Source organism: Lentzea aerocolonigenes (genome assembly GCF_000955955.1).
GTDB lineage: Bacteria > Actinomycetota > Actinomycetes > Mycobacteriales > Pseudonocardiaceae > Lentzea > Lentzea aerocolonigenes_A.
Map to the genome: position 1 here is coordinate 1 of NZ_JYJG01000508.1, position 12,326 is coordinate 12,326.

Here is a 12,326-nt window from a genome sequence, read left to right on the forward strand (position 1 = left end):
GGTGTGGGAGGGGCGGTGCTGCATCGACGCGGGCGCGCTCGGCGAGGCACGTGAGGTGCTGCAGTACGCGCTGACCGTGTTCGACTCGCTGGCGATGCCCGACCGGTGCGCCGACGTGGAGAGCGAGCTCGCCCGAATTCCGTGACCGCGCCGCCTGGTCGCTGACCGAGTGGGAAAGATCGGGCGATCGAACGGGCGCAGCCCACCGCGGCCCGGCCGGTCGCGGCCCGTCGCGGTGTTCACTCGTGGGATGCGCATGCCGCAGTTCCCGCTGTCGACGTACGACTACGAGGTGCTGTGGGCAGACGTCTGCCCCGGCCCGATGCCGTACCCCTTGATGGTGCCGAAGACCGGAGGGCGGTCCCAGTGCGGAGCCGTGCTGGTCGAAGAGGTCTACCGAGAGCTCGTCAACCGGGGCATGGCCGAGCGCGGGCACCGCGCCGACGCCCGCCTGACCCGGATGCTGCACCTGCTCGGGAACTACCGCGAGGCGGTCGACCTGGTCGCCTTCGTGGGATATCCGCTGCAGGCGCTCGCCGCCCGCGACGCGGACGACGCCGTGCTGGCCGTGCTCGCCGGTGGCGAACTGTGGCTCTCCTCGATCAGGCCTGACGAACTGGCCGTGGCGATCACCGACCTGCTGTGGGAGGGGCGCTGGTCCCCGGCTCGGTCCGGCGGCGCGGACGGACCTCCCGCGACCGGCAGGATCGGGTTCTCCGGCCGTGGCCGGCCCTCGGGCTTCCCCGCTCTCACCTGGTGCGGCACGGACGACGAGCACTACCTCGTGGCGGAGACCGGATCGAGCGCGGTCGAGCTGATGGTGCACGACCACGTCACGCGCAGGGTCGGCGAGCTGCTCGCGTCCTACGACGCCGACGACCCCGCCCCGGTGACGTCGCGGGGTCTGCCCTCGCTGTCAGGGACTCGTGTGCTTTCGGGCAGCGTCATTCGACCGGACGAGTGATCGCCGATATCGTCTTGAGCGGCCCGGTGGTGCCCGGTTCGCCCATTCCTGGTGCGTTCGGTGAGCGGAGTGCCGGATTCGGCGCCCGTGGTCCGGGCGCGATCTTTCGCTGTTCTCGTTGCTTTCGTCAAACGTCCATTTCGCATTGACGCTCGTCCAGCGAATGGTGGAGTTGACTCGTCGATGGGCTTTGCTGGTTGATCGCAAACGGTTCTTGTCCGGATCGAGGCAAGTCCCTCACCTGCGGTTCGTCTTCCGCTTGACGCTTGCCGACTCCGGTTGAAAGGCGGGGGCGAACGCGCCGCCAAAGGTGTGTGGAAGGGAAAGAACTTCCGCGGAGTGCTGATCGGCTCGGCGGGGAAGAGCAAGCTCTTCTTCGGCGGGGCGCTGCTTGAGCAAGCTTCGTTTGTCAGCGACCACTAGCTCGTTCAGATAGGGAGACAGCCAAATGGCCCCAGTGTCAACTACTACCCCGGGAATGCAGGCGGCGGCAGGCCACCTCGGCACCACGCAGAACGTGGCCAAGAACGGTGTCCAGACCGTCAGCGGCGCGCTCGACACCCTGAAGTCGACGTGGAGCGGTGACGCCTCCGCGGCCTTCGACACCTCGATGCGGGCCTGGATGGACGACTGCACGTTCATCGTGAACAAGCTCGGCGAGATGATCGAGGTCATGAACGGCAACCGGCAGGTCATCACCGCCGGTGAGAGCTCCAACACCGAGACCGCGTCGAACATCCCCGTGGGTCCGGGCCTGGCCGGCCTCTGATCGCCGCCACACCCCACATCGCTCAGCCACCGAAAGGACAGTGCTTTGCCCACTTACACCTTTGACCGCGGCATGGCGGACTCGGTCCGCGACCAGATGGCCGCGGTCACCAAGCGCCTGCAGACCGAGCTGGAGAACATGCACCAGCAGATCCTCAAGAGCCTGGGGGACTGGCAGGACGGCGCCAAGGACCAGTACATGGTGGCGAAGTCCCAGTGGGACGCCGCCGCCGCGCGCATGCCCCACAGCCTCAACTCGGCCGAGATCGCCCTCAACAACATCACCGGCGGCTACCTCAAGATCGAGCACACCGGCATGAACGCCTGGGGCGGCTACAGCGTGAAGTAGGTCCGCGGGGCGTCGCCGGGCGTCCCGGCGACGCCCCCGATCCGCTGTGACACCGGTCGAAGAGAAGGGACGTGAGCATGCCAGGTAGTACGAAGCAGGAGCTGTACGACCACGAGAAGGAAGTGGTCAAGAAGAACATCGAGGAGAAGCATCCGGGCGAGGGCGACAAGAAGCAGTCGTACGAGGACGCCAAGAACAATCCCGAGGAGTACGACGCCAAGGGGCCCAGGGACGGTCTCGACGACTGGGGCGGTCCCGAGGGAGAGCACTTCACGCACAAGTACCCGCCGCCCAAGGTGCCGCGCAACCGCGACCACTCCGGCCGCGGCATCCGCGTCAGCACCGAGGCGCTGAAGACGTTCGCCACCAACGTCCGTTCGCTGATCCCCACGCTCAAGACCGCGCTGGAGCAGATCGAGAAGGTCAAGGTCGCACCGGGCATCTTCTACGACGCGCACCAGCTGCAGGTCAAGGTCGTCGGCGGAGGCACGGGCGGGGCGATCCAGCCGACGACCCGCGAGTTCCTCCGCAAGGCAATCGACGCGATCACCGCGGTCGCCGACGAGCTCGAGAAGCTCGCGCACGCCTACGACACCGCCGAGGAACTCAACCGCGCCACCGGCAAGGACCTCAACGAGCACATCGCCGGTGCCAGGGCCGAGATCAGCAAGGCGATCACGGGACCCACCCCGGCCTCCTAGGGCGTCGTCCGAGCAACCCGTTCCCCGGCGTCGCGTTCACCCCTGTCGGCACTGCGGGCAGTGCACCCGCGCAACACGAAGGCACCACCATGGCTGAAGAACCGCCCAAGCCCGGCGGCAAGGAAGTCGAAGTCAAGGACAGCGGTGCCGTGGTGGCGACCGGTGATGGTTCGGGTTCGTCCAAAGCGGACTACGACTCGTGGGGCTGGAAAGAGATCATGGCCCGCATCACCGGATCGGCCGCGATCGGTGCGGAGGAGCGCACGGAGCTGGGGACGAGCACGGCGTCCGATCCGCAGACCCTGTGGGACGCCGCGCTGAGCTTCCGCATGGTCAAGGAGATCCTCGCCTCCACGGGCAAGAGCATCGCCGACCAGACCAAGGCGCTGGCCGGGGAGGGCGGCCCGTGGCGTGGCGAGGCCGCCAAGGCCTTCAGGGGTCTGATGGACGAGTTCTCCAAGTCGTTCATCGCCCACGCCACGCAGATCGACGGCGGCCGGGCCCGGCTCTCCCCGGTGCCAGAACAGCTGTGGTCGGCCGGCAACTACCTCGCGTGGGCCATCCAGACGGTCCACGACATCGACCAGTTCTACGCCCGTGAAGCGCAGCGCATCGCCGCCATCAAGGGCGAGGACGTCATCATCGAGAGCGACAAGGGAAACCTCGTCCACATCAGCAAGTTCCCCGAGATCGTCAAGCTGCTCGACCGCGACATGCGGCAGGTGCTGAAGACCCTCGCGGCGGAGTACGAGAAGCAGGCCTACGACACTCAGCTCACCAGCATCCCGAAGCCGGACCCGCTGGGCGACGGGTCCGGTTCGAAGCCTCCGAAGATCGAGGTTCCGAAGCCTCCGAAGGTCGAGATTCCGCCACCGCCGAAGGTCGAGATTCCGCCACCGCCGAAGGTCGAGATTCCGCCACCGCCGAAGGTCGAGATTCCGCCACCGCCGAAGGTCGAGATTCCGCCACCTCCCAAGGTCAAGACGCCGGGCATCCCCGAAGTCAAGCCTCCGGACATTCCCAAGGTGAACACGCCGGAGATCCCCAGCCCCAAGTCGGGCGGCCTCTCCGGTGGCCCCGGGGACTTCTCCTCCACGCCACCGCCCGGCAAGTTCGACCCGAACGGCCTCGGCGGTCCCGGTTCGCCCGGCTCAGGGGGCTCAGGGGGCTTCGGCGGGAAGATCCCCGACCCCAACGAGTTCAAGCTGGGGGCGGGCCCCGGCCAAGGGGGCCTCCCCGGCGGTGGAGGCACACCTTCGCCGAACTCGTTCAAACCGGGTGATTTCAACGCTTCCCAACTCCCCGGTGGCAAGTCCTCCGGTGGGAACGTGCCGCCGCCCAACCTCAAACCGGGTGAGTTCAACCCCGGCAACGGTCCTGGCGGGGGTGGCCTGCCCGGCGGTCGGGGAGCGGTCCCGCCGCCTCCCGGCTCGTTCGTGAGCTCCAAGCCGCCCGCGTCCGGCCGCAACGGCGGGAACGTGCCCAAGCCCGGCGAGTTCAAGCCCGGCGAGTTCAAGCCGGGCGAGTTCCCGGGCGGCAAGACGCCGCCTGGCGGCAAGGTCGCGCCTCCTGGTGACTTCAAGCCCGGCGAGTTCAAGCCGGGTGAGTTCAAACCCGGCGATTTCAAGCCGAGCGAGTTTCCCGGTGCCAAGACGCCGCCCGCTGGACACGGCGCGCCTCCTGGCGACTTCAAGCCGGGTGAGTTCAAGCCTGGTGACTTCAAGCCCGGTGAGCTCAAGCCGGGCGAGTTCAAGCCGGGCGAGGTGCCGAAGCCCCAGGACTGGACCGCGGGCAAGGGACCGGGCGCGGGCAACGACGACCGCAACGGCCTCGGCGGCGGTGGCATGCCGATGATGCCGCCCGGCGCGCCCGGTGCGGGTACCGGCGGTGGCTCGGGCGGTGGGGAACGTCCGGACGCCTCCGGTCTGATCGGTGGTGAGGTCAAGCCGTGGGAGGGCTCGAAGGTTCCCGGCCTGGGCGATCCGCACGGCAACGTCCCCGAGCTGCCGTCGACTCCGGAGGAGTGGGCCTCGTCCCAGCGCAACAACTCCGGGATGCCCGGCGGCGGTATGCCGGGTGGCGGTATGCCGATGATGCCGCCGGGTGCGCCTGGCGCGGGTATCGGTGGTGGTTCGGGTGCTGCGGAGCGTCCGGACGCTGCGGGTCTGATCGGTGGTGAGGTCAAGCCGTGGGAGGGCGTCGAGCTGCCCGGCGTCGGTGAGCCGGACACGCCCGGCCAGGAGAAGAGCACGCCGGAGCAGTGGAGTGCGGCGCCGCCGAACGCTGCCCCGCCGACCGCTGCCCCGCCGATGCTGCCGCCCATGCCGATGGCGCCCGGACAGGGCGGAGCGGCGGGTGGTTCCGGCGCGGCCGAACGTTCCGACGCGTCCGGTCTCGTGGACGGTGAGACGGCTCCCTGGGAGTTCGCGTCCGCGGTGCCCACCGGTGATCCGGGTGGTGCGGAGACCCCGCGTGCGCGGCCCGAGCCGTGGACGCAGGACGGATCGGTGCCGCAGGTTCCGGTGTCCGAGGGCCTGGTGCCACAGGCTCCGGCGTTGGAGGTTCCCACGTCCCACGTTCCGGCGGCCGAAGGCCTGGTGCCACAGGCTCCGGCGCCGGAGGTCCCGGCGTCCCACGTTCCGGTGTCCGAGGGCCAGGTGCCACAGGCTCCGGCGCTGGAGGTTCCCACGTCCCACGTTCCGGTGTCCGAGAGCCTGGTGCCACAGGCTCCGGCGCCGGAGGTCCTGGCGTCCCACGTTCCGGTGTCTGAGGACCTGGCGCCACAGGCTCCGGCGCTGGAGGTTCCCACGTCCCACGCCCCGGCATTCCTGGCGCCGGTGCCCCAGACCCCGGTCTCCGAAAGCCCGGTGTCCCAGGCCCCCGTGCCCCAGGCCCCTGTGCCTCAGGTCTCGGTGCCCCAGGTCCCTCAGGGGCCGGTGCTGCCGGCCGCCCCGGCGGCCGCGGGTGGTGCGGGGGAGAGGCGGCGCGAAGAGGCTCTTGTCGGCGTGCCCGTGCTCGGCGCCGACGTGCCGGTGGCCGGGGCGGAGGCGCCGATCGCCGGGTTCGGGGAGGACCGCGTGGCGCTCGTCCCCGTCGGCGGGGAGGAGGACTTCAGCGCGTGGGACGCCGGGGCGTCGGGTGGGCTGCCCTGGCTGCCCGCCGCCGGTGCGCTGCGCGAGGAACCCGAGCGCGCGCCGGAGAAGCCCGACTACACCCTGCGCGACTCGACGGCGTGGGGGCACAGCGCGGGCCGCGAGGGCGTCGTGCGCCTGCAGGCGGAGACGACGGCCCGGCCGATCGAGATGTCGTCCTACCTGCCCCGGTTCAACCCGCACGTGCCGGAGCTGGGGTGCGCGGGCCTCGACGCCCCCGAGCCCGAGGAACCCGTGCACGACAACGAGGACGAGCAGGACGAGGAAGACGAGCGCTCGTCGGCGGACCTGCTCAGGCAGGACACCGGGGTGTGGGCGGACGGCGGCAGGAAGAAGGCGGCACCGGGGGTGATCGAATGAGCACCGTCACGGCGAAGCGGGGGCCTCGCGCCGAAGGGCCCGCCATGCCGGAGGGCCAGGAGGAGCTCCAGGAACCGCCGGTGATGCCGGAACCCGCCGCGCGCGACTTCAGCTCGGTGCTGATGTTCCTGCCCATGGCGCTCGGGCCGATCGCCATGATCCTGATCTTCTCCTCCATGGGCTCGGGAGGAGGGTCGCCGTTCATCTTCATCATGGCCGGCGCGATGTCGATCGGCATGGTCGCGATGGCGATCAACCAGCTCCTGCGCAACGCGGGCGAGCGCAAGCGCAAGCTCGACGCGGAACGCCGCGACTACCTGCGCTACATCGGGCAGTTGCGGCGGCGCGCCAGGGAGACGAGCAACGAACAGCGCGCGGCCGTCGCGTGGGACAACCCCGACCCGTCGTGGTTGTGGTCCCTCGCCGGAGGGCCGCGGCTGTGGGAACGGCGTGGCAGCCACGACGACTTCGCCCGCGTGCGGATCGGGCTCGGCACCCAGCAGGCGGCCATGGAGTTCCTGCCGCCGTCGACCAAGCCGATCGAGGACCTCGAACCGCTGTCGGCGATCTCGCTTCGGCGGTTCAGCGAGACCTACCGCACCGTCACCGGCATCCCGATCTCGGTGGGGTTGCGCAGTTTCACGAGCGTCGAGCTCGCCGGCGAACCGGACGCCGTCGTCGGCCTGGTGCGCGCGATGATCGGTCAGCTGGTCACCTTCCACGCGCCGGACGAGCTGCGGATCGCCGTGCTGACGGCACCCTCGAACCAGGCGGACTGGGACTGGGTGAAGTGGCTGCCGCACCTCGCGCACCCGACCGCCCGCGACGCCGCGGGCCCGTTGCGGATGCTCACCTGCGACCACGACGAGCTGATCGACCTGCTCGGACCGGACGTCACGGACCGAGGCGACCACGACAAGTCCGTCCTGCCCGGTGTGGTGGAACCGTTCGTGGTGGTCGTCGCGCACCTCGCGTCGATTCCCGAACACTCCCCGCTTCTCGGCCCCGGCCTGCGCAACACGGTGCTGCTCGACGCCACTGGTGCCTTGCCCGGTGGCGCGAAGGTGCTGCGGCTCACCTGCCGTGACGGCGAGGTCACGTACCCGGTCGGCGAGGAGAGCGGCACCGCCCGGCACGACTCGTTCGGCGTGGTGCAGGCGGACGCCCTCGCCCGCCTGATCGCGCCGAAGCGCACCAGCGGCACGGTCGACGTCGTGGACCGTCCTTTCGAGACGGACTTCGAACTGCCCTCGCTGCTGGGCATCCGCGACCTGCACACGTTCGACGTCAACGCGCTGTGGCGGCAGAAGACCCCGCAGCGCGCCCGTCTCCAGGTGCCGATCGGCGTCACCGAGGACGGCGAGGTCGTGGAGATCGACCTCAAGGAGTCGGCGCAGGGCGGCATGGGACCGCACGGCATGCTGATCGGCGCCACCGGTTCCGGCAAGAGCGAGCTGCTGCGCACCCTGGTGTGCGGGCTCGCGGCCACGCACTCGTCGGAGACCCTCAACTTCGTCCTGGTGGACTTCAAGGGCGGTGCGACGTTCCTCAACATGGAGAAGCTGCCGCACACCTCGGCGGTGATCACCAACCTCGCCGACGAGCTCCCGTTGGTCGACCGCATGCAGGACTCGATCAACGGTGAGATGACGCGGCGCCAGGAGATCCTGCGCGAGAGCGGGTACTCGTCGCTGTTCGAGTACGAGAAGGCCCGCATGACCGGCGGCCAGCTGCCACCGCTGCCGACGCTGCTGGTGATCGTCGACGAGTTCTCCGAGCTGTTGAGCGCCAAGCCGGAGTTCATGGACCTGTTCGTCTCGATCGGACGGCTGGGCCGCAGTCTCGGCGTGCACCTGCTGCTCGCCTCGCAGCGGCTCGACGAGGGCCGGATCCACCGCGTGGAGGGTCACCTGTCCTACCGCATCGCGTTGCGCACCTTCTCCTCCATGGAGTCGCGCAGCGTCATCGGTGTCGCCGATGCCTACGAGCTGCCTCCCGGGCCGGGCAACGGTTACCTCAAGTTCGACACGACCACGTTGACGCGCTTCAAGGGCGCGTACGTGTCCGGTCCCTGCCTTACGACCGCGCCCGAGCAGGGGGCGATCAGCGGTGAGGAACGCGCGGCGGGCGAGATCGTGCCGTTCTACACCCAGCCCAGCCCGCGCGTGCACGAGCTGCGGCAGAGCGAACCCGCGGAGCCGGAGGTCAAGCAGGAGAAGGCCGAAACGCCCGCGGAGGACGCCCCGAGCGTGGTGGAGGTGCTGATCGGCAGGCTCGCCGGCGCAGGACCCGCCGCCCGCCAGGTGTGGCTGCCCCCGCTCTCCACGGCACCGAGCCTCGACGCCCTGCTGCCCAGCGTGGTGCCCCACCCCGAGCTCGGCATGTGCGTGGACGACCCCGGCACCCGAGGACGCCTGCGGGTACCCGTCGGCGTCGTCGACCTGCCCTACGAGCAGCTGCGCGAACTGCTGGTGGCCGATCTGTCCGGAGCGGACGGCCACGTCGGTGTCGTCGGCGCACCCATGAGCGGCAAGTCCACGTTGCTGCGCACGCTGGTCCTCGGCCTGGCGCTCACCCACACCCCCGAGGAGGTCCAGTTCTACGGACTCGACTTCGGCGGCGGCGGCATCATGTCGATCAGCGGTCTCCCGCACGTCGGTTCGGTCGCGACCCGCATGGAACGCGATCGCGTGGTGCGCACCCTCGAAGAAGTCGTGCAGGTCATGGAGCTCCGCGAGGCGGCGTTCGCCGAACACGGCTTCGAGTCGATGGCCGACTACCGCGCCGCACGGCGAGCCGGACGGGTGGAGGACGCCCACGGCGAGGTGTTCCTGATCATCGACGGCTGGTTCACCCTGCGCCAGGACTTCGGCGACCTGGAGACGAAGCTGACCGAGATCGCCGCTCGCGGTCTCTCCTTCGGCGTGCACCTCGTGGTGTCCTCGACCCGGTGGTCGGAGATCAGGCCGTGGCTGCGCGACGTGCTGGGCACGAGGTTCGAGCTGCGGCTCGGCGACTCGATGGAGTCGGAAGTGCAGAGCCGCAAGGCCGCCACCGTGCCGAACCAGCCGGGTCGCGGCCTGACCAGCTCCGGTTTCCACTTCCTCGCCGCCCTGCCGCGCCTGGACGGGTCCTCGGCGACCGAGGACCTGGCGAGTGCCACCAAGTCCTTCGTGGAGGATGTCCGGACCTTCTGGCCGGGCCGCAGCGCGCCCGGTGTGCGGCTGCTGCCCACCCGGCTGCCGGTGGTCGACCTGCCGAAGCCGCAGAACGGCGGCCTGAAGGTGTGCCTGGGCCTTGACGAACAGCGCCTGAACCCGGTGTGGCACGACTTCAACACCATCCCGCACCTGTTCGTGATGGGCGATGCCGAGACCGGCAAGACCAACGCGCTGCGGCTGGTGATCCGGTCGATCGTCGAGGGTTTCCGCCCGGGCGACGCCAAGATCCTCGTCGCGGACTCACGCCGCGACCTCGACGGCATGATGCCTGACGAGTACAAGATCGGCCACGTGGTGAGCTCGGACGCGCTGACCGATCTCGCCACCAAGGCCGCCGTGTCGTTGCACAAGCGGGTTCCGGGCCCGGACATCTCGTCCGAGCAGCTGCGCCGGCGCGACTGGTGGGAAGGTCCCCAGCTGTTCGTGGTCGTGGACGACTACGAACTCATGTCCTCGGGCACCGGTATGGGGACGCCGCTGGACACGTTGCTGCCGTTGCTGGCGCAGGGTGTCCACATCGGATTCCACCTGATCGTCGCACGCAGCAGTGCGAACGCCCTGCGCGGCATGATGGACCCGGTCATGCGCAGGCTGTGGGAGCTCGGTTCTCCCGCGCTGCTCTTCTCCTACCCCAAGGAGGAGGGGAAGTTCCTCGGCGAGGCCGCTCCGCGCACACTCCCGCAGGGCCGCGCCCAGCTGGTGACGCGACGGGGCATCAAGCTGATCCAGACCGGCCTCGTGCCGGTCGACAAGTCGCAGGACGAGCCGGCCGGTGCCGGCGCGTTCGCGCGGAACGAGGGCATGTGACGACGACTTCCGAACTCTGCCGCATCACCGTGCACGGCCCCAGCGGCAAGGCGGACCTCTCCGTGCCGATCTCGACGACGGTGGCGGTGCTCCTGCCGACGTTGGTACGGCACGTGGTGCGCGACCACGACCGGGGTCACGAAGGCGAGCTGTACGGCTCGTGGGTGCTGCAACGCCTCGGCGGTGCCCCGTTCGACCCCGAGGGCACGCCGGAGACGCTCGACTGGCTCGACGGCGAGCAGTTCCACCTCTCCCGCGCCGAGAACCCGTTGCCGGAGCTGGACTTCGACGACGTGGCCGAGGGCATGGCCACGGCGGTGAACCGGCAGGGCAACCGCTGGAACGAGACGGTGAACCGCAGGCTGTTCCTCAGCCTGAGCGGGTTCGTCCTGCTCGCCATCGCCTTCTCGCTCTTCGAGAACTCGGGCACGGCCGCCGCGATGACGACCGCGGGCACCCTGGCGTTCGTGCTGTGCCTGGCCTCCGTGCTCGTCGCGCGCACGATCGAGGACGGCGTCCTCGCCGGCCTGGTCGGGACGGCGGGCTGCGGGTACGCGGGGCTGGCGGGGCTGATCGGTGTCGCCGGCGTGGACGGGGCACTCGCCCTCAACCCGGACGGCGTGCTGATCGGCGGCGTCGCGCTCGCGGCCACGTCGGTGGTGTTGCTGCTGGTGCAGCGGCTGTTCGCGCGGAAGCTGCCGATCGTGCCGTTCGGGTGCGCGGCGGTCGCGGGCGTGGCGATGATGCTGGCGGTGTGGCTGCACCTCGGGCTGGACCTGACCCGCCTGGAGGTCACGGCCTCGATGATGACCGCCTTCTTCGCGCTGCTGCTGTTCGCGCCGAAGCTCGCGACGAGGATCGCCCGGTTGCGCGGTCCGCAGCTGCCGCGCAACGCCGACGAGATGAAGATCGACGTCGAGCCCATGCCCGCGGCCCAGGTGATCGAGCAGACCGGGACCGCCGACCGCTACCTGAGCGTGCTCGCGACGGGGGCGTCGTCGGTGCTCGCGGTCGGGTTCGTCTACCTGGCGGCCGATCCCGGCTGGCTCGACTACACCCTGAGCGGGCTCTTCGCGGCCCTGGTGCTGCTGCGCTCGCGGGAATTCCTCAACGTCGGCCAACGCACGTCCCTCGCGCTGGCCGGCTCGTGGGGCGCGGTGCTGCCCTCCCTGCACATGTTGTCGGGGATGAGCGACCTGGAGCGCTTCTTCGGTGTGCTGATGCTGCTGTTCGCGGCCCTGCTGCTGGTGCTCGCGGCGCTGCGCCCGTCCAACCGCAGGGTGCTGCCGATCTGGCCGCACCTGAGCGACGTCATGGAGAACCTGCTCTGCCTCGCGCTGGTGCCGTTCGTCCTGCACGCACTGGGCCTCTTCGCCTGGGCCCGCGGACTGGCGGGGTGACGCGTGCAGACCAAGAAGGACCACGTCCACGCCTACCAGACGCTCGTCGGCCGGATGAGCTCGGCGTTGTTGCTGGGGGACACCAACTACAGCGAGGCACCCGCGCGGCGCGCCCTGATGGGCCTGGTGTTCGGGGTGGTGCTGGCGCTGCTGATCGGTGTGGCGTTCTGGGTGTACGGCCTGATCAACCCCGGCGGCAACACGGCGTGGAAGAAGCCGAACGCCATCCTCGTGGAGAAGGAGAGCGGCGCGCGGTTCGTGTACGAGCAGGGACAGCTCGTTCCCGTGCTCAACCACGCGTCCGCGATGCTCCTCAAGGGCGCCGGGGCCAAGGTCGAGTCCATCTCACGGGCGTCGCTCGGCGGGCTGGAACGCGGCCAGCCGATCGGCATCCCGGACGCGCCCGACCCGGTTCCCCCGGCCTCCTCGTTGATGGCCGGGCCTTGGCTGTTGTGCCTGCCGCGCAGCGGAGGCGTCGAGGTGGACGGCACCGGGCTGATGAGCATGAACGTCGACCCGGACGTGCCGTCGGCACCCGTCGCCGCGAACGAGTACCTGTGGGTGGCGTCCCCAGAAGGACAGCAGTACGTGGTGTGGGCCAACC

The 12,326-nt window shown here is 69.9% G+C and carries 8 protein-coding genes; all 8 read left to right on the plus strand.

The window, feature by feature from the left end:
• The first annotated feature begins 250 nt into the window (after nt 1–250).
• Entirely contained in the window at nt 251–964 is a 714-nt protein-coding gene (locus UK23_RS49560) for an ESX secretion-associated protein EspG (RefSeq protein WP_052685625.1), read from the plus strand.
• A gap of 448 nt (nt 965–1,412) precedes the next feature.
• Nucleotides 1,413–1,733 carry a WXG100 family type VII secretion target gene (locus tag UK23_RS45130; RefSeq protein WP_082115498.1) on the plus strand — a complete coding sequence of 107 codons (321 nt, stop codon included), beginning with the start codon at nt 1,413–1,415 and terminating at the stop codon, nt 1,731–1,733.
• A 45-nt stretch (nt 1,734–1,778) separates the two neighbouring features.
• A complete protein-coding gene (locus tag UK23_RS45135) occupies nt 1,779–2,081 on the plus strand; it encodes a WXG100 family type VII secretion target (protein WP_156213856.1) in 303 nt (100 codons plus the stop codon).
• A gap of 77 nt (nt 2,082–2,158) precedes the next feature.
• On the plus strand, nt 2,159–2,782 hold the full coding sequence (locus UK23_RS45140) for a hypothetical protein (RefSeq protein ID WP_156213857.1): 624 nt from the start codon (nt 2,159–2,161) through the stop codon (nt 2,780–2,782).
• 89 nt (nt 2,783–2,871) lie between these two features.
• On the plus strand, nt 2,872–6,294 hold the full coding sequence (locus UK23_RS45145; protein WP_045318004.1) for a WXG100 family type VII secretion target: 3,423 nt from the start codon (nt 2,872–2,874) through the stop codon (nt 6,292–6,294).
• Nucleotides 6,291–10,322, plus strand: a complete 4,032-nt coding sequence (locus UK23_RS45150; RefSeq protein WP_045318005.1) for a type VII secretion protein EccC — start codon at nt 6,291–6,293, stop codon at nt 10,320–10,322. The genes UK23_RS45145 and UK23_RS45150 overlap by 4 nt, the downstream gene beginning before the upstream one ends.
• A complete protein-coding gene (gene eccD / locus UK23_RS45155; protein WP_045318006.1) occupies nt 10,319–11,722 on the plus strand; it encodes a type VII secretion integral membrane protein EccD in 1,404 nt (467 codons plus the stop codon). Before UK23_RS45150 ends, eccD begins: the two co-directional genes overlap by 4 nt.
• Nucleotides 11,723–11,725: 3 nt before the next feature.
• On the plus strand, nt 11,726–12,326 hold a 601-nt coding region (locus UK23_RS45160; protein ID WP_045318007.1), incomplete at its 3' end, for a type VII secretion protein EccB.